Source organism: Laceyella putida, assembly GCF_042665195.1.
GTDB lineage: Bacteria > Bacillota > Bacilli > Thermoactinomycetales > Thermoactinomycetaceae > Laceyella > Laceyella putida.
Genome location: NZ_JBHTBW010000011.1, coordinates 25,085 through 46,693 on the forward strand (window position 1 = coordinate 25,085; position 21,609 = coordinate 46,693).

Sequence of the window (21,609 nt, forward strand, 5' to 3'; positions counted from 1 at the left end):
GTTGTTCTTTAAAATTCAATTCCCTTCACCGCAGGCACGCCCGCTTGATAATAATGCTTCACCGCATCGATCCGCGACACCAAGTCAGCTTGCTCCACCACTTCCGGCAAAGCGTTCCGTCCGGTCAACACCAGGTGCGTATGCGTTGGCCGCTGTTTAATGAGCGCAAGTACTTCCCCCCGCGGCAAGACATCGTCGACGGGAAAGGAGGTGATCGAGAGCGCATTATTGATTTCATCCAGAATGGCCACATCGTACTCCCCGCTCATCACCCGCTCTTTCACCACTCTCCAGGCCCGGGCCAAAGCGTCTCGATGCTCTTCCGGCGTTTTGGTCCAAGTGAAACCGATCCCCAGTTGGCAGATCTCCACCCCCAGCTTTTGCAAGGCCAATTGTTCACCATATGTGCGCTGAGGCGACTTGATGAACTGCCAGATGCCCACCCGTTGCCCACGTCCCACGGCGCGCAAAGCCAATCCCAACGCCGCCGTTGTTTTTCCCTTGCCTTCCCCCGTATAGACCAAAGTTAAGCCGCGGCGGTTCCCCTTCCTCTGCTCAGGCATATGGATCCCTCCTGTGTTGGCGAGCGTTCAGGCACTGCTCCAGAAAGCGGACGGCGATTTGCGGATTGGAGACAAAGTGCAGATGGGTATAACCGGCCAATACGTTCGCACGGGCATATCCTTCCCGCGTTTCCCCCCGCCGCCCTGTGGTCAGATAAGCGAACGGCCATGACTCGTCTGCGGTTTCCAAGGTCGAATAATGAAATTCATGACCGCGGGCCACATCCCCCGCCTTGAACAAGATATTGCTATCCAACGCTCTCACTTCCCGGTATCCAAGGGCGCTCAAGCGATTCTTCATCCGCACCGTCCCCGGGATGAGGCCGACCATCGGAAACGTTTGACCCGTTGTCGTGACAATGCTCTCAGCCAAATACATATAACCGCCGCACTCCGCAAACGCGGGCAATCCCCGCTGAATAAAGCCGCGAATCGATTGCTTGGCCCGTTCGTTCTTGGCCAACCGTTCCGCGAATTCTTCAGGAAACCCCCCTCCAATCAAGAGGCCATCCGCTTTCGCCGGAACGGCTTCATCCGCCAATGGACTGAAAAAAACGAGCTTCGCCCCCAAACGCTCCAACAACTCCAAGTTTTCCGGATAGTAAAAATGAAAGGCGCTATCTTTCGCCACGGCCACAATCGGTTCACCCGGCAAAGAGGACAACGAATCCAGAAAGGACGGCTCCGGCATCGTCAGGGCGGGAGTGTCATGCGCGATGGCAAGCAAACGCTCCATGTCCACGCCTTGTTCAATCTTTGTCGCCAGACGCGCAAACAGCTCCGCACACTCGCCGCGCTCAAGGGCGGGCACCAATCCCAAATGGCGCTCCGGCAAAGTCAACGCCTCATCCCTGCCCAACCATCCCAACACGGGGATGCCGCATTCCCGCTCAATCGCCGCTTTCACCAATTGATAATGCCCTTCGCTGCCCGCCCGATTGGCAATCACGCCGGCTATCGGCACCCGGGGATTCAACCGCTGATATCCCAACACCACCGCCGCCGCACTGCGCGCCATACTGTGCACATTCACCACCAGGATGACGGGGCATCCCAGTTCCAAGGCAATGGAGGCGCTGCTTCCCTCATCGCTGAGCGGATCTTTGCCATCATATAACCCCATCACCCCCTCCACCACCGACAGGTCCGCGCCTTCACCGCCACGGATGAAGCATTCGCGCATCTTCTCTTTGCTTAACATCCACGTGTCCACATTGCGCGACACCCGCCCCGTCACCACCGTATGGTAGGTGGGATCAATGTAGTCAGGCCCGCACTTGAACCCTTGCACCGTCAGGCCACGGCGCTTGCAAGCCGCCATGATCCCCAAGGTAACGGTCGTTTTCCCCACGCCGCTGCCTGTCCCGGCAATCAGCAGCCTCGGTCGATTCACCTTCATGTCATCACTTCCTTTACAGATGGAAAAGGAACCTGGGCAATGGATATCGTCACATTCCCCGCTTTCTTTTTGGGGAGCAACCAATCAGCCGCCCCCGCGGACAAGAGCGCGGCGGGCTCGCTCACCCCATAGGCGCCCGTATAGCGGTACACAGTGGGAGACGGCTCGGGCAGAGAAACCGCATTCAATTCGGCTGGAGCGTAAGTGTCCAAAGACCAGCCGTATTTTTGGCAGACGGCCAGCAGTCCCGGTTCCTCTTTCTTCAGGTCAATCGTGGCCACATTGCGAACACTTTTGATCGAACAGCGCTGTTCATTCAATGTGTGCACAATCACGTGCTCGATCTCTTCCGGCGATGTCCCTTTGTTGCAGCCAATCCCCAACACCAGCACCTTGGGGCGGTAGAGCACCCCGTTATGCAAATAATCCTGTTCTTCCCTTTCCGTAAGCAGGCGATGCGTCACCACCAGTGCGGCGTCAAACGACCCTGGGTCCGCTTCCGTGAATGAGTCAACCACCCGAATATGCTTGGGCAATGGCCGGTCATACGTCCACCAATCCGGCTCGCCCGATTCCTGGACCACCACCACCCGCTCTTCGTTCACCACGGCCGCGCTCACTGGCGTCGCCTTGGCAAAACTTTCAATCTCCCAACCAAAAGAGCGGCCAAACAAGTCCACCGCGATCGTTTGCTGCACATCGGAAGCCGTGGTCACCACGGGCGTCGCCCCCAAACAGGCGGCCACTTGCTTCGTCAACTCATTGGCGCCTCCCAAATGGCCGGATAACACGCTGATGGCGAATTGCCCTGAATCATCCACCACCACGACAGCCGGGTCGGTTTTTTTGTCTTTTAAAATCGGTGCGATCATGCGGACGACCGCTCCGAGGGAAATCAACAGCACGATGCCGCCATATCGCCGGAACAAGTCGGGCAAGATGAGCTTGACTGATCCTTGAAACAGGGTGATCGGCCGAGTCGCCTCATCTCCGTGGGCAAACTTGTCCATGTAATACACATCGGCCTGATCCAACTGCTCCAGCAAACGCCGCGCCAATTGCACTCCATGTTTGGTGATGGCCACAATGGCGATGGGTCGCTTCATGGGGCATCCACCCCTTTCCTGAACCCATGGGTAAACGTCTTATCATACAGGCGCGAGCGATACATCTCCGCCTCAGCCAAGCGGGACGGGTCCAAAGCCCATCCGGCCAAAATCATCGCATGGCTGCGGATGCCCGCTTGGCGCATATCCTCATCCAACCGGCCGAGGGTGGTGCGGATCACTTGTTGGTCCGGCCAGGTGGCCCGTTGCACGACGGCGACGGGGGTCTCTTCCGCCCAATCGGCTGCCCGCAGTTCCCGCACCACTTTTTTGGTCAGGGTGGCGCTTAAATACAAGGCGATCGTCGCGTGATGGGCGGCCAATTCCGCCAACTTCTCCCGTTCCGGCACCGGTGTTCGCCCTTCCGCGCGGGTCAGGATCACCGTTTGCGTCAAATTTGGAATCGTCAGTTCCGCTCCCAAGACCGCCGCCGCAGCAAACACGGAACTGACGCCTGGAATGATCTCCACCTCGATGCCCTGTTGTTTCAATAACGCGATTTGCTCAAAGATCGCGCCAAAAACGGCGGGATCTCCCGTGTGCACCCGGGCTACGCTTTGTCCTTGGCGCACATGGGCCACCATGCAATCAACCAGTTGCTCCAAGTCCATCCCCGAACTTTTTAGCACCACCGCATCCGGCTTCGCTTGAGCGATGAGGGCATCATTGACCAAAGAATCGGTAAACAACACCACATCAGCCGCCTGCAATACGCGCAGGCCTTTGACGGTGATCAACTCGGGGTCTCCCGGTCCCGCCCCCACAATGTACACTTTGGCCGCCAGTTTTGTCATTTTCTCACCACCATCAATGAGAGATAACCCAGTTTCCTCCCTTTTAACTCCCGGACATCCCACCACACCTGTTCCTCCGGTGAGGTCACTTTGCTCACCACCACCGCGCAGTCAAGCAACTCCAATTCGGTCAAGACATCGATCAGCAAGTCCAGCACTTTGGCCACTTTCAAAAAAACCACCGCCACATGCGTCTGCAGTGCTCGTCTCATCGCTTCCCTATCGTCCGTCGCCGGCACGATGACCACTTGTTCATCTCCATCCGCCAAAGGGGTATGTAACCGGGAAGCGGCGCCATTCACGGACGAAATGCCGGGCACGGAGAGAAGCTCCACTTGGGGGTGAAGTTCCCGCATCCGCCGCCCCAGATGGATAAATGTGCTATAGAGCATGGGATCACCCTCAGTCACAAAGGCGACATCTTTCCCTTGTGAAAGATGGGACCACACGGTTTCCACGGTGCGGTCCCATTCCCGCCCCAACACTTCGGGATCACGCGTCATCGGAAAGATCAGCCCCACCATCTCTTTCTCATGGGCATGCACATATTGCTCCACAATGGCCAACGCATAGCTTTTTTCGCCCATGCGCTTTTTGGGGTAGGCAATCACGGGGGTTTCCTTCAACAAACGGTACGCTTTCACCGTAAGCAACTCGGGATCACCCGGCCCCACTCCAATCCCAATCAATTTCCCATAGCGAGCTGAGCGACTCATCAATATCCCCCCTATTATTCCTTGCGCCAAGCCGCAATCACATACGTCGGATTAAGCGCAGCGAAGCGCGTCATGTTCAGGATCGGTTTGCTCCGCGCCACTTGGAGCAACGTCACCTGCACCTCCATGCCCTCCGCTTCCAAACCCGCCAAGGCCGTGGACAAGGTTTCGATCGTGACGGCGTTCACCACCAACCGCCCCCCCGCTTTCAACCGCGCACAGCATACCAGCAACAACTGGCGCAACTCCCCGCCGCTGCCCCCGATGAAAATGGCGTCGGGATCGGGAAGTTCGTCCAGCCTCGCAGGCGCTTTGGCATGAATGAGGTGAATATCGGCGCGGAACTTGACCCGATTGGCTTCGATGTTGGCCAGATCGCCTTCGTTTTTCTCGATCGCATACACTTGCCCATGGGGGGAACATTTGGCCGCTTCAATCGCCACCGAACCGGAACCCGCCCCAATATCCCAGACCACGCTGTCTTCTTTCAAACGCAACTCCATCAAACTCAGAAGGCGAATCTCCTTTTTCGTGATCAGCCCTTTGTCCGGTTTGCGCTGGGCGAAGGCCTCATCGGCCATGCCCGTTACCCACGGCCGGCACACAGCCTCATCCTTGCGCTTTAATATCACGACATTGAGCGGAGCGAACTCCGCTTCCGCCAACGGTTCCAGCTCCCACCAGCCTACCCGTTCATCCGCGCCGCCCAGGTTTTCCGCCACAAACGCCTTATACTCCGTCATCTGAAACCTTAACAGATACCGGGCAATCGCGCCGGGGGTATTCAGCTCATCCGTGAGCAACGCCACGGCGTCCCGTCCATCGATGCGCTGGGCCAAACCAAACAACGGTCGGCCATGAAGGCTCTCTACCGGCACCCCCTGCCAACTCTCCCCCATCCGAGCAAACGCGAGCTGAAGCGAACTCACATGGGGGTGAATCTCCACCCGCTCCCGTCCCAAACGACGCACGAGCAATCGACCGATCCCATAGAAAAGGGGGTCCCCCGAAGCCAGCACGACAATGCGCCGCTCCACCATCGCCGCGGCGATGCGTCCGATCATGGCCGAAATCTCATTCTTTAGCGCCCATTTCTCTCCGGGATGCTCTGTGAAATAGGATAAATGCCGCTCTCCCCCAACCAGCACATCCGCTTCTTCAATCTGTTTCCGATAGAGTGGAATCAGCCCATCCTTCCCTTCCGCGCCGATCCCGATCAATTTCACCGTCTGTGTCACTCAATTCCGCCCTCCCCAACAATTCGCCTTTCATTTTCACCAGAATCGTCTCCACTGTCATGCCCCCATCCACGTGCCGCAATCCATGTTGGCAGATTAACTGGCTCATCCGGGTGAAAAACGACATCCGCCCCGCCTCTTCCATCAGTTGGCCCGCATGGGTGGCGCTGTTGGCTTCCCGCACAGCCTGAACGAGATCGGCTGGCGCGCCCGCTTCCACCGCCAATTGAGCCAAAAAATCAAAGTCAACGGCGGCACTTTTGGAATGGACCATCATCACGCCTTGAGCCACCTTGGAAAACTTCCCCATCATCCCCACCAAGGTCACCCGTTCCACCCCGACGCGTTTGGCGTGTTTCAAAGCAAATCCCACAAAATCACCCATCTGGATAAACGCCTCTTCCGGCAAATGCGGAAATCGTTTCATCGCATGCTTTTCACTGATTCCCCCTGTGGTCAAAACGAGATGGCGGCATCCATTGGCCTTGGCCACTTGGATCGACTGCGCCACGCTCGCCCGATAAGCGGCCGTGGAAAAGGGAACCACAATCCCCCGCGTTCCCAGAATCGAGATGCCGCCGACAATCCCCAAGCGGGCATTTAACGTCTTTTGGGCGATCTCTTCCCCGTCCGGAACAGAAACCACGACCCGAACCCCGCGGTTCACCCCGTGTTCGGCCAGCACCGCCGCCACCGTCTCCTTGATCATCCGGCGCGGCACCGGATTAATCGCCGCTTCACCCACCGGCACGGGCAAACCGGGTTTGGTCACCCGGCCCACTCCGACCCCGCCATCAATCTGAATGTCGGCTTCCTCAAGCCAACTGACCGTGGAGACGATGGTCGCCCCATGCGTCACATCCGGATCATCCCCGCCATCTTTGACGGTGCTGGCCTGAGCCATGGAACCGTCCGACTCCACCTCTGTCATCGCAAACGCGGCCGTCTGTCCGATGGGCAACTGAATCACAACGTCACGGATGGCTTCCCCCGTGATCAACGATAGCAAGGCCGCTTTGGTTGCCGCTGTCGCACAGGCGCCCGTCGTATATCCGGTGCGGAGCGGTTTAGTTTCCGACTCTGCCTGCTTTTGCATCATGTCAAACCCCTGTCTCTCGTTCCGCCAACAGAGCCAAAGCATTCACAATCGCCACCGCCGCCGGGCTTCCTCCTTTGCGGCCCAGATTGGTGATAAACGGCACATCCAGCTTGAGCAATTCCTCTTTTGATTCCGCGGCGGACACAAAGCCCACTGGCACGCCGACGATGAGCCCCGGTTTGGCCTTCCCTTCCCGCACCAAGCGAATCAGCTCCAACAAGGCCGTCGGTGCGTTGCCTATCGCGAAAATGCCCCCTTCCGCTTCAGCCACGGCCTTTCTCATCGAGACAATGGCCCTCGTCGTGCCCAAACGCTTGGCTTCTTCCATCACATCCGCATCAGAAATATAGACCCGCACATCACCGCCAAACTGCTCCAGGCGGCTCTTGTTGATCCCCACTTGCACCATCTGCACATCCGCCACGATCGGCTTGCCCGCCCGGATCGCCCGGATGCCCGCCCGAACCGCATCAGGATGAAAGGTCACGCTCCGTCCCAGATCAAAATCGGCGGTCGCATGGATGACCCGTTGCACGACACGAAACTGTTCCTGTGTGAAGTCATGCTTTCCCAACTCATCGGCAATGATCTGAAAACTCAAGTCCTCGATTTCCTGTGGTTTCGTCGTAACGGGGCGAAAAGGTTCACTCATGGGACATCCCTCCTGTTTTCTGATCAGTGCTGGCGGTTTGCCACACATAGGTTGTGGACGGAAGCGGAATGAAGTCCGCGTTCCATGTTCGCTTCGCTGTCACCCACAGGGTACAGGCAAAACCGCCCTTCCATTTATCGGATAATCGACCCGCTGATTTCTGTTCGCACATGACCGATCACTTGCTCGACACTGGAACATGCGTGACCATAATCAATGCGGGGGCGGGAAATGAGAATGACATGAAGTCCCAATTCCAAAGCCGCTTCCACTTTCTCATCAACCGAACCGATCTGCCCGCTTTCCTTGGTAATCACCGTCGTCACTCGATAATGTTGATACAAGGCCCGATTCAATTCCTTGCCAAACGGCCCTTGCATGGCCACGATGTTTTTCTGCTCCAACCCCAGTTGTTCGCATTTTTCCATATTATCTTTGCGCGGCAACATCCGGGCGACGAGACGGAGGCCGGGCTCGGCGGACAACCGTTTGACAAAGATGTCCAACGTTTTGCTGCCCGTCGTCAGCATAACCACCCCTTTTCGCCGCGCGGCCGCTTCCGCCGCCTCCTGATAAGAGGACACGGTTTCGATCAACGGATGCCGCGCCGCCCGCCATTCCGGCCGCTCATAACGCAGATAAGGGACGCCGGCTGTTTCGGCCGCCGCGATGGCATTTTTCGAAGCCTCTTCCGCAAACGGATGACTGGCGTCCACCACCATGTCGACGCCCCGCTCCTGAAGCTCGTGCAGCATCTCGTTTGCCGTCAAGCGACCCACCCGCACCGGAATCTCCGCTTCCCGCAAGCTTTTGGCGGCATTCTCCGTCACCACCGACGCCAAGAGCGGGTACCCTTCCTGTTTCAGGGCACAGGCCAGTTCCCGGGCATCACTGGTGCCAGCCAAGAGAAATAGCATGGTTTCTCCCACCTTTACGCATGATGATGTCCATGATGATGATCATGATCGTGGTGATGTTGGTGGTGTCCAGCCGCGATCGCTTGTTCCGCCAACGCTTGCCAATTCAATGCTTGCCCATGCGCCAATTGGTGGACCCGGCGTTGCCAGATGGGGACAAGGCCGTCATCAAATCCGAGGTAAGGCACCATTTCAGCGTGCACACCTGCGCTCTCTTCGTTAAACTGCCGAACCATCTTCTCCATCCGTTTGATCAACACACCGGTAAACAAGAAATACGGCAACACCACCACCCGCTTGGCTCCCAAGCGGACACACCGCTCCAGCCCGGCTTCCATCCGCGGATCGGTCACGCCGATAAAGCAGGCTTCCACCCATGGGACGTTAAGGCGTTCCCACAGCAAGCGGGCAATCTTATACAAGTCACTGTTGGCTCCGGCATCGCTTGAACCGCGTCCCACCAGCAAGATCGACGTCTCTTCCGCCTCATTCGCGCCCGCGGCCTGCTGGATGCGCGCCTCCAAAATGGGCAGGATCAATTCATCCACTTCCAGCGGCCGTCCATAAGTGAAGCGCACATGGGGATATTGCGCTTGCGCTTCATGCAGAAACAGTGGGATATGGACTTTGGCGTGCCCCGCCATGAACAGCATTAACGGGACGACCTTGATTGAGGTGGCGCCCCGCTCAACCGCCCGTTTGACTCCCGCTCCCATATCGGGCTCCGCCAATTCCAAAAAGCATGTCTCCACAATCGGTTCCGCAAACTGGGGAGCCATCTTTTCGGTGAAGCGCAACAACTCACGGTTTCCCTCGGCATCACGGCTTCCATGGCCCACAAACAAAATCGCTTCCATCTCGTTCTCTCCCATCTATTGTTTTAGGGCGTGTCCGGCGATTCATGCAGTCACTTACGCTCTAATCGCCGCAAGCCAGCGGTTCAATCGTGATGTTGCCCTCGGTGTACCGAAATCCGCCAATCTCTTCCACGCGCTTGAAAAACTTGTGAAAGCGCTCATTGGAATCAGCCTGTTCTTTATAGGCACGCACCGTTTGTTCCACCGCCGTGATCAACTCATCCGGGGTGAGCCCCTCCGCCACCCGTTTTGCCACTTCGGCATTGCGCCCGATTTTTTTGCCTCCCAAGAACAGGTCGAACGAACCGCGGCGATACACAATCCCGATATCCTCCGTCACCGCCCCATAGCAGGCCATGGCACATCCGTTAAACCCGATTTTCAACTCCTTGGGCACATCCAGTCCCCCAATCCGCTTCTGCAACTCCTGCAACTGCGGAATCGACTCCCCTTTATCGCCATCGCAAAAATCGCACGCCTTCAATTGCACCACATCCCCCACCGGCTCCAACAAGAGACCCGCTTCCGTCAACTGTTCCACTACCCGCTCCGGATTGGCGGTCGGCACTTTTAACATCAAGCGATGATCAGGCGTATAATGAATTTCCCCTTGGTCCCCCGCCACTTCGGCCACGCACCGCATCTGCTGCGGCGTCATTTTTTTCTCGGCCAGTCCGGGGGATACCGCCACCTCAAAGATCGAAGCGGAGCCGGACTCACGGCTCTCCCGCAACATCGCCAACGCTTCTTCCGCCACCGCCACCGGACTCATCCCCCCTGCCGCTGCCGGCTGGGACATCATGGACTCCAGGGCCCACGGCTCCGCTTCCGGACGCAGGCGCTCATGCGGTTTCAAAGGCTGCACCACCTTGTCCAGGGTATATTTGCGTTGGTAGCCGCGCGGCGTGATCATCAGACCTTCGTACACAAACGTGCTGCCATTGCCGATCAGCACCGTTGTCAGCATGCCGATCTCATGCTCCAGCATTTGGCTGAGGGTGGTCAACACGATCTCCTGCCGCTCACGGTACGCGCTCTTCACCAGCCCCACCGGGGTCTCCGGAGAGCGGTGCTTCAGGAGAAGCTTTTGCGTTTCGACAATTTGCCTCGTTCGCCGCCCACTTCGGGGATTGTACAAAGCAATGACGAAATCCGCCGCTGCCGCCGCTTCGATGCGTTTGGCAATCACTTCCCATGGAGTCAAGTGGTCGCTCAAGCTGATCGTGCAGGCATCATGCATGACCGGCGCCCCCAACAAGGAAGCGCAGGAATTGATCGCGGATATGCCCGGAATCACTTCCACTTCGATCCCCGAGTCAGGCCGCCAGCCTTTCTCAACCAACACTTCGTACACCAATCCCGTCATCCCGTACACACCCGCGTCCCCGCTGGAGATGACCGCCACAATCTTGCCCGCTTCCGCCAGCCTGACCGCTTCCTGCGCCCGGCTCACCTCTTCCGTCATCCCCGTGCGCACGATCTCCTGGTTCGTCAACAGCGGGCGGATGAGATCAACATAGGTGTTGTACCCCACGATCACTTCGCTCTCCATGAGCGCGGCCCGCGCCCGCCCGGTAATATGCTCCGCATGCCCAGGTCCAAACCCAATCAGCAGGATCTTGCCAACTGAACGATTCATGCAACCACCCCACCACCAATATGATTGAATATTAATTATTTTAAAAATGTTCAATCTAAAAACACGACGTCATACCCGCCAACTCCGTCCGCATGCACTTCACAGCAAAATAAAAAACACCTTCCGCTCACCCAAGCAGAACGTGTTTATAGGTCGCATCCAACCACAGACAACCAAGCAGGCCTTCCCAAAATGGACACATCCCACCTGCCGTCGTCCCCTATAAACACCTCCCCATCCGCGTAGGTCAAGCGGTGTTGTCAGAAAAGGCAGGTCTCCTGGCTCATGGATCGTCGTCTTGAATCGGCATTTGGCCTTCCCATCATAAAGTACAGTGACCAAATCCAGACTCCCCATTTACAGTGGCGGGACCGCGCCGGCCTTTCACCGGTCTTCCCTCTTCGGGAGCGCATGCAAGCACTCCACCTTTTCCCGTTGTTTATTCATTTTCGGGCAAAATCAATCTATTTATAGTGTAGCCTATTACTCTTTCAATTTTCAATTTTCTCACTAGCTATGGCGGGGGATGGACTTGCTTTTTTATTCGGATGCTACTTCTATCTTAGTTATTCTCAGTTGATTGGCAGTTTTAATCGGAAGGGGGTTTTGGTAGAATACCTCACTCGTCGATTCCTAAGTTTTGCTAAACAAACGTTCCAATCATCGGCCCCGAAATCATAAAAACGGAAAATATCGTTTGCAGAAGAGATATAGCCGACTGAGCCCTGTTCATCCGACACATGCATCTTAAACAATTTCATTCCAGAAGTCTGTGCGAATTGCGATAAGATAGTAGTTGGAAAATATAACAATCAAGAAAAACAAATCAGGAAACAGAAAAACCATTGAAAACTCTAGATTTTCCATTTTGATTTACAAAAGTGTGGTTTCGTAAACCATATTATTACTAAATCATAGGAATACTTCAGTCGAATCTCTTTTTTTGTTTAGAAAACCCGAAATTAATTCATAAATCATGAATTTAACAACTAATTTAATTGGGAAGCTTAGACTAACAAAAATTTCAGTTATATTTTCTGGCTTGAGCAATATAGGAAACGAATCTTTTGGTTTAACCCTGACAACATCGCTTCTTCATCAAATAACCTTCTTTTCCTGGGAGTTGTTCATATTTTCTAAGAAAACATTCATTGTACCATGATACACCCCGGCTTAATCGCCGTTTCTCTTACGTATGAAATCAGCGGATTCAGCCCATCCCTCCCCTTTAAATGAGCAGAAATTAAACGACTTGAGTCACATCCTCAAGCCTTTTCGCATTCTTAACCCCAAAGAAAAAAGACTACCCCCATTCGAGTTAGTCCATTAATGCGCTTTCAATTCTTTATGTACCGCCACCCGTTTGGCCGTCATGGTTCTTCTGCTTGACAGGCTGGACAGAGGCCGTACATCTCCAGCCGATGCGATTCGATGCTGTACCCGGTCGCCTGAATGACTTCACGTTCCGCCATTTGAAGCAAGGGGTACTGGAAATCGGTTATTCTGCCACAGCGGCGGCAGATTACATGATCGTGCTCCATCATATTGGCATCGAACCGGCTGGAGGCATCGCTGTAGGTTAATTCCCTGACAAGACTGGCCTGTTTAAACAAGCGCAAGTTGTTGTAAACCGTCGTTGCGCTCATGTTGGGGTAATCCTTTTTCAGCGCTTCATATATATCGTGCGCTGTGGGATGATGAGTGGATGACAGCAAATAGGAAAGAATGGCGTTTCGTTGCGGCGTCATCCGCACCCCGATTCGTTTGAGCGTTTCGATTGCATCGACGTGATGATTGTTCTTGATGCTCATCTCCCCCTTCGCCAAGGGCTACACCATGTTGACCAACCGCCGATCCTTTCCGGATAAACGGTTGGTCCCGTCATTCCTGTCGTTCTTATTTCACAAATGGGCTCAAATCAATGTTCAATCCTTTGGCCAAGCGTTCGCCATACTCTTTGTCGGCCCGATAGAAGTTGCAGATGGCCAGTTTTTGTGTATATTCGTTCACTTGCGATAAATCATTCACCAGATTTTTGATCAGATTTTCCCGCTCCGCTTCCGTAAAGGCCCGATAGCGTTCTCCGGCTTGCTGAAAATCCAGGGTTTTGAAGATTTTTTGGCGACCGGCCACCCCTTCCAGCGGGGTTTCACTTTCCAAATAAGCCGGATCGGCTTTGGGGCGATCCTCATAGCGGTTGGGCTCGTAATTGACCGGACTGATGTCGGTGCGGGTCTGCATGTTGCCGTCCACTTGATAATTATTCACTTTGGCATACGGGCAATTGATCGGCAAGTTTAAGTAGTTCGGTCCGATCCGGTGGCGCTGGGTGTCCGGGTAAGAAAACAAACGCCCTTGCAGCAGCTTATCTTCGGAAGGTTCGATACCGGGCACCAATGCGCTTGGAGAAAAGGCGGACTGTTCCACCTCCGCAAAGTAATTTTGCGGATTGCGGTTGAGTGTCATGCGGCCGACCAGTTGCAAGGGATAGATGTCTTCCGGCCAAACCTTGGTGGGATCGAGCGGATCAAATTCAAACTTGTCCATATCTTCAGGCGGCAGGATCTGCACATACAGGTCCCACTCGGGATAATTTCCCTTGGCGATGTGCTCATACAAGTCCCTGGTCGCATGGTTAAAGTCTTTTCCTTGCACTTCACGGACCTCTTCGGCAGTGAAGTTCCTTACCCCCTGCAACGGTTTCCAATGATATTTGACATAAACGACTTTCCCTTCCGCATTCACCCATTTGAAGGCGTGCACGCTGAACCCTTCCATTTGCCGGTAGTTGGCGGGGGTGCCGTAGTCAGAAAAAAGCCAAGTCATCATATGGGTGGATTCGGGCGTTAACGACATGAAGTCCCAATAGCGGTCAGGATCCTGAATATTGGTGTCGGGAGCCGGTTTTAAGGAATGAACCATATCCGGGAATTTGATGGCATCGCGAATGAAGAAAACGGGCAAGTGGTTCCCGACGATATCATAGTTGCCTTCTTCCGTATAAAATTTGGTTGCAAAACCGCGTGGGTCACGGGCGGTTTCGGGCGAACCCGTCCCATGGATGACGGTGGAGAACCGGACAAATACGGGCGTTTCTTTCCCCACTTCCTGCAAAAACGCCGCCTTCGTATATGCTTTCATGCTATTTGTCACTTTAAACACGCCATGGGCGCCGGCCCCACGGGCATGGACCACCCGTTCCGGAACGCGTTCGCGGTCAAAGTGGGCCAATTTCTCGAGCAAATGGTAATCTTCCAACAGCGCGGGCCCTCTCCGGCCCGCCGTGCGGGAATTCTGATTATCTCCTACCGGTGCCCCTTGGTTGGTCGTTAAGCGTTTTTGATCCATTTATCCACAACCCCTTATAATTATTATATATTGATCATTACTCTCATTTAATAATAATTCTAAATAAGGGAGGGCGCAAGATCTTTTTTGACAAAAAAATAAAACCCCCGGGCCAATGCCACCTGAGGTTTCCGAACGAACACTCCCAACACTTTTTGTCCAAGCACAACCGGCGATCAGCCATTCATCTTGAAATGGCAATCACCCTCATTCTCTGCAATTATTTTTATGTACTGATTCCTTTGGCTTAACAGCCTTTCCATGTATTTGGCCAAAAACAGCTTATCGGCAATGTTTCCCAACCAGCCCAAAGGGGATGTGTAATCAAAGATATCGATCATTTTGGTTCCGTTCCCACATTCCAAAAAAATATGCTCATGCCTGAATCTCTTGAAAGCTCCGCTAACCATTTCATCCACAAAGTACTTGGGGGGGTCGAATTCCGTGATTTTGCTGGTCAAGCGCTGTTTAACGCCAAAATGAACCGCTTCCCAAGTCACGCTTTGCCGCAAACCGATCAGCCCCGTTGTGACTCCGGCGACGGCCTTTTCTTCGGTATGGAAAACGGACTGCATATGGACATCGATACTTCGGGCCAAGTCAAAACAGGTCTCAATCGGAGCGTTTATGTAGCATTCTATTTTAATGACAGGCATCTCATTCACTCCCCAAGAATTGATTACAATCCGATTAACCATCCCAGGACCTAGCAATCATTTTTCAAATACATAAAGCTTTCCATTCTTCGGTGTGCCAAGCTTGGGTCCTTTAAACCCCCTCTTTAGCAACTCTTTTCTCAAAAACATCATCACCACACCATGGCTCACAATGAGCACATCTTCCTGGCTTTGGGACAATATTTCATCCAAGACAACCTTCACTCGCCTTTTCACATCCGTTATGCCTTCCAATTGTGACTTGTGATTGAAGAGCCACGCCACCCGCGCCAAAACCGCCCACATGAAAAAAGGCAATTTCATATCCCTCTTAATAAACGGGTAGACTGAAATCTCTCTTAACTCTTTCTTTTTTATGATCTTGCCGTCATAAATTTTTCGCGCCGTTTTTTCGGCTCTTGGCAAATCGCTTGCGAAACATCGTTTCCATGCTACGCCTTTCAAATCCACTTCGCCTTCTTCTATGTCAGCGACATCGTATTCTTCAAGCCATTTAATCAATTCTTTTTGTGTCACCCATGTATTTTCCGGGTATCCCTTCTTCACTTTAAAATGGCGAACCAAACCTATTTTCATGCATTTCATCCTTTCTTCAATCGCTGCCAATCATCATCATTTTACCCCTTTATGAAACCATTGATTTATTCGAAAATGAGCATAATATTATATCCTTCGCATCAAACAACCCTCTATCGATAGAATCAACTATTTTATATAATTAATTTAGACCGTATTGTGAATATACTTAATTTGCAGAGATCTAGTGGAGGGATCATTTTGGTCAACAAACGCTGGTTCTATGCCTTGGGCTTCTTCACCTTTTTGTTGATTATGGGCGCCTACGTGATTCCGTTCATCCCCCAATTTGTCGTGCCTTTATATGAAGGGGATGCCGTCGCCAACCAAATCAGCTATATCAACTACTTGTTAACCTTGATCGCCACCTTGGCCACGATGGGCGGGATCATCTTCTCCGTATACAGTTTCTATCAATCCTCGCGCGTGCCCAACATGGTGAAAGAAGAGGTGAACCGCAGCATCCAACAACATAAAGAAGAACTGGATGAAAAGTTGTTAAAATCACTCAAAGCGATGATGATTTTATCCGAACACTCCATTCTCGGACAAGAACTTTATCCGATTTCACTGGAATCCAAACTCGAGCGGATCGAAACCGCTGAAAAAGAGATTCCCGAGCTATGGGGCATGAAATATTACAAAGCCTTGATCTATTGGTACAGCCCGCACGCCAAACAGAGTGAAAACCGGCAAAAAACGTTAAGCCTGTTAAGCGATCACTGTGTGAAAAATCCCGATCATGTCGATGCTTGGATCGAGATTATCGATTGGTACCATCAGCGGGAGGACCATGTTCGCGCCTTAACCAATCTGGAAACGCTCCTGCGCCGGTATCCGCACGCCTACAAGATGGCCGAAACCCGCCTGCAACATGAGTTGAACACCGATTTGCGCAAGTGGCGCACCAGCGTCATCGAAAAAGCCAAATTAAAAGAGATGAAAAAAGAAGGCGCCAATCGGCAAATCCTCGAGCGCTTCACGATTGAGGAGCTCAAGGAGTACATCAAAGAAAAAGCGGCAACAGAGGAATCTTGTCCAAGCTCTCGTACAGCGCATTGCGGCAGAAACTGAAAAAGAAATCGGATGAAGAAGAGTAAGAAGTTCAGAGGCATGGAACGTTTGTGATAGCCACTTCATTATTTAATAGTATGAATTCATTATTTTGAATGTGTAATCAATCAATTATATAATATTTCAACAAACATCTTATTAGGAGGTGTTTTATTGCAAAAACAACTCATCGCCAGCCTTTTAACTTTAAGCTTATTCACCCTTCTGCCACAAGCCACTTATTCGGCCCAGCCTTTTTCTCATGAGCAAACGCAACAAACAGCGGATCAAGAAGCCGACCGCAGTTTATTCAATTCCGAACACTATGATTTCGTGAAGTACTCCAAAATCGGCACCCTGCTGGATGGCCTCTCCAAGCAGAGCAACCGGATCAAAGTGGAACGAAAAGGGAAATCCGCGGAGGGTCGGGACCTGTATGTGGTCACCATCTCTGAACCCTCCGCCAAAGGGAAATACGGGCACTATAAAGCCCTGCGCAAACAGATGTTTAAAAACCCCGAGAAAGCGCAAGCTTGGGTGGATAAACATCCGGATTTCAAAGTGCCGATCATGATCAACGCCTCCATTCACGGCACGGAGTTTGTGGGCAGCGATACCGCACTGCAACTGATCAAGCGATTCGCTTTGGATCATGATCCAGAGACTGAACAAATCCTCAAAAACAATATTCTCATTTTCAATGTGGTCGCCAATCCGGATGGCCGGTTCCATGCCACTCGCTTCAATGGAGCCGGGATCGATTTGAACCGCGATTTTATCACGCAATCCCAACCGGAAACGAAATTGGCCGTCGATTTGATTACCGAGTGGAACCCCATGGTGCTGTTCGATTTGCATGGATATGTGAATGGGTATGACCGATATCCCGGATTGATTGAACCTTGTACTCCACCGCACAATCCCAACTATGAATATGATTTGTTCAGCAAGTGGGCACTTCAACAGGCAACCGAGATGGAAAAAGAGATCGTCGCCAATAAACAACAATACTCTTCGGACTTGTACAAAAACATGTCAGGAACTTATATCCCCGCCCGTCCATTGCCGGGTCAAGACAGTGAGGGATGGGACGATTACCCGCCGATCTTCACCCCAATGTATGCCATGTACCATGGGTCTTACGCCTATACCCTCGAAGCGCCCACCAATGATTGGGACGGAGTGCGCTGGCATTATGACGCGGTGATGGGAGGTCTCCGTTTTGCGACGCAACACCGGGTGGACATGATCAAATACCAGATTGAAATCTTTAAGCGCGGAATCCGGTTCAACCACCCCAATCATCCGGAAAACTTTTTCCCATCCGCTTATATCTTGCCGATATCCCCGCAAGATGCGACAGCTGTGAATAAAGCGGTGAATCATCTGCTCGCCAACGACATCCAAGTGGAAGAAGCCATCGAAGCCTTCCATGCCAACGGGAAAGATTATCCCAAAGGCACCTACGTGGTTCCGATGGATCAGGCCAAAGCGGGCCTGGCCAACACCATGCTGTGGAAAGGGGAAGACATCAGCGATCAAGCATCCGCCATGTATGATATCTCCGCTTGGAATCTTCCCGAACTATGGGGCTTTGAGGCCATCCCGGCCAAACAGGAAATCACCGTCCGCAGCAAAAAGGTGAATCCTGCCGTTCCGCAAGGGAAGTTAGTCGGCAAGGGGACGTTCCACATCCCCAACCGTTCGGTGAAAGCGGTGAAGCTCGCCAATGATCTGGTCCGTCTGGGAATCCCCGTCAAGCGCGATCAACAGGGCGATTTCTATTTCCCTTCAACCGTCAAAGATCCCAAGATCACTGAAGCGGTGAAGCGCTCGGGACTCACTCTTCATTCCAAACAACCAAGCGGCCCCCTCTCCCCGGTATCGAAGGTGAAAGTGGCGATGCTGGAAGATGGTGGAATGTGGAAACAACAATCCCATGCCGGAACCAAACTGGCTTTGGAACGGCTTGGATTTGAAGTGACAGCACTCCATCCACGCGAAGTCGCCAAGAATGGCCTGGGGGATGCGGATGTCTTCATCTATGCGGCAACCGATTTGCTCCTGGCGGACCCTGATTCCCTCGAACTACCCAATAAGGAGTTCGGTTTGGAGTCCAAAGAGCAAATTGCCCAAGTGAAAGAGCGACTGCATCAGTTTGTTGACAAAGGCGGAAAATATATCGCCATCGGGGCAGGGGCATCCCATGCCACGAGTGAGATACTGGATTTGACCGATGTATCGGTGCATGTCGGTCCCGCCAATGCGAATGGCATTGTCAAAGTGGACACCTTCGGCACCTCGCTGACCCTGGGGTACAGCAAGCAAGACATCGGCTTTGTCTATGATCCCGTTTGGTACACAGGCACGGAACACGCCCAAGTCGTGGCCGCCTACGCCAATACCCCTGATTTCTTTGTGGCTGGCCATTGGAAAAACCGAAACCAAGCGCAAGGACAAGCCGTCATCGTCAAAGAGAAAGAAAAAGATGTCACCTTGATCGGATTGGAGCCCGGTTTCCGCGACCATACGGATTACTTGTTCCGTTTGCTTTCCAACGCCATTGTACAATAATGATCGTCTTCATCAGATTTATGGAAAACCCGTCCGGCTGGCGCAGCCGGACGGGTTTGTTTATTTCACTTATTTAGCGGTTTTCCACAAATAAACCTTTCTTTTATCAGCTCCGCACTTGCCCCGTCCCCCGGCCGATATATTTATAACTGGTCAATTCCCTCAGCCCCATGGGACCACGGGCATGCAATTTTTGCGTGGAGATGCCAATTTCGGCGCCAAACCCGTATTCAAACCCATCCGTAAATCGGGTGGAAGCATTGTGGTATACCGCCGCCGCATCGACGCGGCGCAAGAACGTTTCCGCCGCTTGAACATCGTCGGTAACAATGGCTTCGGAGTGCTTCGTCCCATACCGGTCAATGTGTTCAATCGCCTCATCCAGCGTCTTCACGACTTTGATCGCAAGCACAAGATCCAAAAATTCATCAGCCCAGTCTTCTTCACCCGCAGGGAGAATGGTCGCGTTCCCGCCCTCTGCCCCTTGTTCCAACCATGAGCGCGTTTGCTCACAACCCCTAATCTCCACTCCCCGTTTTTGCAGTTGCTCCACGATCTGTCGCATCCAAGCCGGCCCCACCGCCTCATGCACCAAGAGCGTCTCCATCGCATTGCATACCGAAGGACGTTGTGTTTTGGCATTAAGTATGACCTCAGTCGCCATACCCAAATCCGCCTTGGCGTCGACAAACACGTGGCAATTGCCGACGCCCGTCTCAATCACGGGCACTTGCGCATGTTGCACCACGCGTCCTATCAACCCGGCCCCACCACGCGGGATCGCGAGATCGACCAACCCCCTGGCTTGAATCAGGATATCGACAGAGTCACGTTCCGTGCGGTTGATAAATTGGATGGCCTCCGCCGACAGACCGCTCCCGGCCAATCCCTCACGCAGCGCAGCTACCAATTCACGATTCGTCCGCAAAGCTTCTTTTCCACCCCGCAAAATGACGGCATTTCCCGTTTTCAAGGCCAAACCCGCCGCATCGGCCGTCACATTGGGACGGGACTCGTAAACCATGGCAATCACGCCGATCGGCACACGCACTCGTTCGATCCGCAATCCATCCGCCCTCGTGAAAGATTCGACCACTTCCCCGACCGGATCGGGTAAAACGCTCACTTGACGCAAACCTTCCATCATGTCCTTTAACCGTTTTTCATGCAGGATGAGACGATCGATCCGGCTTTCAGATTGTCCCGTTGCGCGCGCTTCTTCCACATCGAGGTGATTGGCGGCAAAAATCGCTTCCCTTCGCGCCCACAGTTTCTCGGCCATGGCCAGCAACGCCCGATTTTTCTGCTCCGCCGTCGCGGTCCCCACCTGCTTGGAAGCGATTTTTGCCAGCTGGGCTTGTTGCAACACTTCTTCTTTCAACTCTGTCAAACTTATCATCCTATTTCGCCTCCTTCATCAAAGACGATTGCCCATAAAACCGGGTTCCTACCGCCTCTCCATCCATCACCCGTTCCAGCACATCCGGTTCGGAACTTGAAGCGACAACCACATCAATCCCCGCTTCCATGGCGATTTTGGCGGCCGTCAACTTGGAACGCATCCCCCCTGTGCCCACTGCCGTCCCATTGGCTCCAGCCATCTGTTCCAACTCGTCGGTAATCACCCAAATGTCTTGAATCCGCTTGGCCTGCGCATCATGACGGGGATCAGACGTATACATCCCGTCAATATCCGTCAGCAGCACCAGCAACTCGGCATCGGCCATGACGGCCACCAAGCTGCTGAGCGTATCATTGTCACCGAAGCGAATCTCTTCGACTGCCACCGTATCATTCTCATTGATGACGGGCACGATGGCGTGGGCAAGCAACGTCTCCATGGTGTCACGGATATGGGCCAAACGATTGGGGGACTGGATATCGGCGCGGGTCAACAGCAATTGCCCTATCACGATCTCATGCTCCGCAAACAAGCGCTCATACAACTGGATCAACAGCCCCTGACCCACCGCCGCCGCTGCCTGCTTCTCCGGCATGGCAATCGTGGCGCGATCCCAGCCCAATTTGCCCAGACCCGCCGCAATCCCCCCGGATGACACCAATATCACCTGATGTCCTTTCTGGTGCAACCTGGCAATCATCCGAACCAATCTGACCACTTTCTCCACCGCCAAACACCCCTGCGCATCAGTCAAACTGCTGGACCCCACTTTGACGACGATTCGTCCTTGTTCCATCTCCATCCCCTCTCCAACACAAAAGTAAAAAAATCCTCTCATCCCAGAAGGACGAAAGGATTTTCTTTCGCGGTACCACCTTCGTTGACACCATCCACCATAGCAGATGACGCCCACTCCAAACCGAATAACGGTCGGTTCCCGGTCCGCTTTTCACAGACTGCTCAGAAGGCGGGTTCAGTCTGATTCACCGGCAGGGGCTC

The 21,609-nt window shown here is 53.4% G+C and carries 19 protein-coding genes, 1 pseudogene, 1 riboswitch and 1 other annotated feature (1 of these 22 running past the window's edge); of the genes and pseudogenes, 2 read left to right on the plus strand and 18 right to left on the minus strand.

Features of this window, described 5'->3' with window-relative positions; translation table 11 throughout:
* Positions 1 to 8 precede the first annotated feature (8 nt).
* From cobO to ACFQNG_RS04565, 16 genes and pseudogenes are all read right to left on the minus strand, one after another.
* On the minus strand, positions 9 to 563 hold the full coding sequence (gene cobO / locus ACFQNG_RS04490) for a cob(I)yrinic acid a,c-diamide adenosyltransferase (RefSeq protein ID WP_379863668.1): 555 nt from the start codon (positions 561 to 563) through the stop codon (positions 9 to 11).
* On the minus strand, positions 556 to 1,962 hold the full coding sequence (locus ACFQNG_RS04495) for a cobyrinate a,c-diamide synthase (protein ID WP_379863669.1): 1,407 nt from the start codon (positions 1,960 to 1,962) through the stop codon (positions 556 to 558). Before ACFQNG_RS04495 ends, cobO begins: the two co-directional genes overlap by 8 nt.
* The gene (locus ACFQNG_RS04500; RefSeq protein ID WP_379863670.1) at positions 1,959 to 3,068 is read right to left on the minus strand and encodes a cobalt-precorrin 5A hydrolase; all 1,110 of its coding nucleotides are present in this window, start codon (positions 3,066 to 3,068) and stop codon (positions 1,959 to 1,961) included. Before ACFQNG_RS04500 ends, ACFQNG_RS04495 begins: the two co-directional genes overlap by 4 nt.
* Entirely contained in the window at positions 3,065 to 3,862 is a 798-nt protein-coding gene (gene cobM / locus ACFQNG_RS04505) for a precorrin-4 C(11)-methyltransferase (protein WP_379863671.1), read from the minus strand. The genes ACFQNG_RS04500 and cobM overlap by 4 nt, the downstream gene beginning before the upstream one ends.
* Positions 3,859 to 4,578, minus strand: coding sequence for a precorrin-2 C(20)-methyltransferase (gene cobI, locus ACFQNG_RS04510; RefSeq protein WP_379863672.1), 720 nt, complete (start codon positions 4,576 to 4,578; stop codon positions 3,859 to 3,861). Before cobI ends, cobM begins: the two co-directional genes overlap by 4 nt.
* 14 nt (positions 4,579 to 4,592) lie before the next feature.
* Entirely contained in the window at positions 4,593 to 5,816 is a 1,224-nt protein-coding gene (cbiE, locus tag ACFQNG_RS04515) for a precorrin-6y C5,15-methyltransferase (decarboxylating) subunit CbiE (RefSeq protein WP_379863673.1), read from the minus strand.
* A complete protein-coding gene (locus ACFQNG_RS04520) occupies positions 5,737 to 6,912 on the minus strand; it encodes a cobalt-precorrin-5B (C(1))-methyltransferase (protein ID WP_379863675.1) in 1,176 nt (391 codons plus the stop codon). The genes cbiE and ACFQNG_RS04520 overlap by 80 nt, the downstream gene beginning before the upstream one ends.
* 4 nt (positions 6,913 to 6,916) lie before the next feature.
* Positions 6,917 to 7,567, minus strand: a complete 651-nt coding sequence (locus tag ACFQNG_RS04525; protein ID WP_379863676.1) for a precorrin-8X methylmutase — start codon at positions 7,565 to 7,567, stop codon at positions 6,917 to 6,919.
* A gap of 134 nt (positions 7,568 to 7,701) precedes the next feature.
* Positions 7,702 to 8,484, minus strand: coding sequence for a precorrin-6A reductase (cobK, locus tag ACFQNG_RS04530; protein WP_379863677.1), 783 nt, complete (start codon positions 8,482 to 8,484; stop codon positions 7,702 to 7,704).
* Between the two features lie 14 nt (positions 8,485 to 8,498).
* Positions 8,499 to 9,341 (minus strand): sirohydrochlorin chelatase, encoded by an 843-nt coding sequence (locus ACFQNG_RS04535; protein ID WP_379863678.1) that lies wholly within the window; start codon positions 9,339 to 9,341, stop codon positions 8,499 to 8,501.
* Positions 9,342 to 9,402: 61 nt separating this feature from the next.
* On the minus strand, positions 9,403 to 10,980 hold the full coding sequence (gene cobJ / locus ACFQNG_RS04540; RefSeq protein ID WP_379863679.1) for a precorrin-3B C(17)-methyltransferase: 1,578 nt from the start codon (positions 10,978 to 10,980) through the stop codon (positions 9,403 to 9,405).
* A gap of 251 nt (positions 10,981 to 11,231) precedes the next feature.
* A riboswitch (cobalamin riboswitch) is annotated at positions 11,232 to 11,425 on the minus strand.
* 201 nt (positions 11,426 to 11,626) lie between these two features.
* Positions 11,627 to 11,777 (minus strand): annotated as a pseudogene (locus ACFQNG_RS04545) (MFS transporter); the annotation flags it as partial.
* Positions 11,778 to 12,350: 573 nt separating this feature from the next.
* Complete coding sequence (locus ACFQNG_RS04550) at positions 12,351 to 12,791, minus strand: Fur family transcriptional regulator (protein ID WP_379863680.1); 441 nt, start codon at positions 12,789 to 12,791, stop codon at positions 12,351 to 12,353.
* Positions 12,792 to 12,876: 85 nt separating this feature from the next.
* Entirely contained in the window at positions 12,877 to 14,328 is a 1,452-nt protein-coding gene (locus ACFQNG_RS04555) for a catalase (protein ID WP_379863682.1), read from the minus strand.
* 176 nt (positions 14,329 to 14,504) lie between these two features.
* Complete coding sequence (locus ACFQNG_RS04560) at positions 14,505 to 14,984, minus strand: SRPBCC family protein (protein ID WP_379863683.1); 480 nt, start codon at positions 14,982 to 14,984, stop codon at positions 14,505 to 14,507.
* 57 nt (positions 14,985 to 15,041) lie between these two features.
* Complete coding sequence (locus ACFQNG_RS04565) at positions 15,042 to 15,581, minus strand: histidine phosphatase family protein (protein WP_379863684.1); 540 nt, start codon at positions 15,579 to 15,581, stop codon at positions 15,042 to 15,044.
* A gap of 201 nt (positions 15,582 to 15,782) precedes the next feature.
* Here ACFQNG_RS04565 and ACFQNG_RS04570 point away from each other — a divergent pair, with 201 nt between their 5' ends.
* Together ACFQNG_RS04570 and ACFQNG_RS04575 are read left to right on the plus strand one after the other, a co-directional pair.
* Positions 15,783 to 16,655 carry a hypothetical protein gene (locus ACFQNG_RS04570; protein WP_379863685.1) on the plus strand — a complete coding sequence of 291 codons (873 nt, stop codon included), beginning with the start codon at positions 15,783 to 15,785 and terminating at the stop codon, positions 16,653 to 16,655.
* A 153-nt stretch (positions 16,656 to 16,808) separates the two neighbouring features.
* Positions 16,809 to 19,208, plus strand: coding sequence for a M14 family zinc carboxypeptidase (locus ACFQNG_RS04575; RefSeq protein WP_379863686.1), 2,400 nt, complete (start codon positions 16,809 to 16,811; stop codon positions 19,206 to 19,208).
* A 106-nt stretch (positions 19,209 to 19,314) separates the two neighbouring features.
* On the opposite strand, the gene ACFQNG_RS04580 is transcribed toward ACFQNG_RS04575, so the two are convergent.
* Together ACFQNG_RS04580 and proB are read right to left on the minus strand one after the other, a co-directional pair.
* Entirely contained in the window at positions 19,315 to 20,607 is a 1,293-nt protein-coding gene (locus ACFQNG_RS04580; protein ID WP_379863688.1) for a glutamate-5-semialdehyde dehydrogenase, read from the minus strand.
* Position 20,608: 1 nt separating this feature from the next.
* A complete protein-coding gene (proB, locus tag ACFQNG_RS04585; protein ID WP_379863689.1) occupies positions 20,609 to 21,406 on the minus strand; it encodes a glutamate 5-kinase in 798 nt (265 codons plus the stop codon).
* A gap of 44 nt (positions 21,407 to 21,450) precedes the next feature.
* Positions 21,451 to 21,609, minus strand: a binding site (T-box leader) (it continues 63 nt past the right edge of the window).

What these genes read in the sequence shown, in the direction of transcription:
- cobO (WP_379863668.1), bottom strand. Translation starts at nt 563, where the DNA reads ATGCCTGAGCAGAGGAAGGGGAACCGCCGCGGCTTAACTTTGGTCTAT.
- ACFQNG_RS04495 (WP_379863669.1), bottom strand. Translation starts at nt 1,962, where the DNA reads ATGAAGGTGAATCGACCGAGGCTGCTGATTGCCGGGACAGGCAGCGGC.
- ACFQNG_RS04500 (WP_379863670.1), bottom strand. Translation starts at nt 3,068, where the DNA reads ATGAAGCGACCCATCGCCATTGTGGCCATCACCAAACATGGAGTGCAA.
- cobM (WP_379863671.1), bottom strand. Translation starts at nt 3,862, where the DNA reads ATGACAAAACTGGCGGCCAAAGTGTACATTGTGGGGGCGGGACCGGGA.
- cobI (WP_379863672.1), bottom strand. Translation starts at nt 4,578, where the DNA reads ATGAGTCGCTCAGCTCGCTATGGGAAATTGATTGGGATTGGAGTGGGG.
- ACFQNG_RS04520 (WP_379863675.1), bottom strand. Translation starts at nt 6,912, where the DNA reads ATGCAAAAGCAGGCAGAGTCGGAAACTAAACCGCTCCGCACCGGATAT.
- ACFQNG_RS04525 (WP_379863676.1), bottom strand. Translation starts at nt 7,567, where the DNA reads ATGAGTGAACCTTTTCGCCCCGTTACGACGAAACCACAGGAAATCGAG.
- cobK (WP_379863677.1), bottom strand. Translation starts at nt 8,484, where the DNA reads ATGCTATTTCTCTTGGCTGGCACCAGTGATGCCCGGGAACTGGCCTGT.
- ACFQNG_RS04535 (WP_379863678.1), bottom strand. Translation starts at nt 9,341, where the DNA reads ATGGAAGCGATTTTGTTTGTGGGCCATGGAAGCCGTGATGCCGAGGGA.
- cobJ (WP_379863679.1), bottom strand. Translation starts at nt 10,980, where the DNA reads ATGAATCGTTCAGTTGGCAAGATCCTGCTGATTGGGTTTGGACCTGGG.
- ACFQNG_RS04550 (WP_379863680.1), bottom strand. Translation starts at nt 12,791, where the DNA reads ATGAGCATCAAGAACAATCATCACGTCGATGCAATCGAAACGCTCAAA.
- ACFQNG_RS04555 (WP_379863682.1), bottom strand. Translation starts at nt 14,328, where the DNA reads ATGGATCAAAAACGCTTAACGACCAACCAAGGGGCACCGGTAGGAGAT.
- ACFQNG_RS04560 (WP_379863683.1), bottom strand. Translation starts at nt 14,984, where the DNA reads ATGCCTGTCATTAAAATAGAATGCTACATAAACGCTCCGATTGAGACC.
- ACFQNG_RS04565 (WP_379863684.1), bottom strand. Translation starts at nt 15,581, where the DNA reads ATGAAAATAGGTTTGGTTCGCCATTTTAAAGTGAAGAAGGGATACCCG.
- ACFQNG_RS04580 (WP_379863688.1), bottom strand. Translation starts at nt 20,607, where the DNA reads ATGATAAGTTTGACAGAGTTGAAAGAAGAAGTGTTGCAACAAGCCCAG.
- proB (WP_379863689.1), bottom strand. Translation starts at nt 21,406, where the DNA reads ATGGAACAAGGACGAATCGTCGTCAAAGTGGGGTCCAGCAGTTTGACT.